Raw genomic sequence first — 276 nt, forward strand, 5'->3', positions numbered from 1 at the left:
TCGCGACCTCGCGACTGATCACAGCCTGCACAAGATCGTCACGTGAGCCCACCCGCCGGTAGACCGTGACACGATCCACCCCCGCCTGCCGGGCGACATCCTCGATCGTCGTCTTCTTGACGCCGACCTTCGAGAACTGGACCAAGGCGGCATCGAGGATCCGCGTCTCCGGATCGGCCGCATCGTCGCGGCTCAGGGGTGCTTTCGACGCCGTCTTCACGCCGTCGACGCTAGCAGACGGCACGCCCCCTGCAACAATCCCAGCAAAAATGTTGC

1 protein-coding gene is annotated in these 276 nt (G+C 64.5%); it reads right to left on the bottom strand.

The annotated features are described in order from the left end of the window. Positions 1–220: helix-turn-helix domain-containing protein (locus ON44_RS33510; RefSeq protein WP_040697921.1), on the bottom strand; the 220-nt coding region annotated here is incomplete at its 3' end. Positions 221–276: the final 56 nt, after the last annotated feature.

This window comes from Nocardia vinacea NBRC 16497, assembly GCF_000308835.1.
Lineage (GTDB): Bacteria > Actinomycetota > Actinomycetes > Mycobacteriales > Mycobacteriaceae > Nocardia > Nocardia vinacea.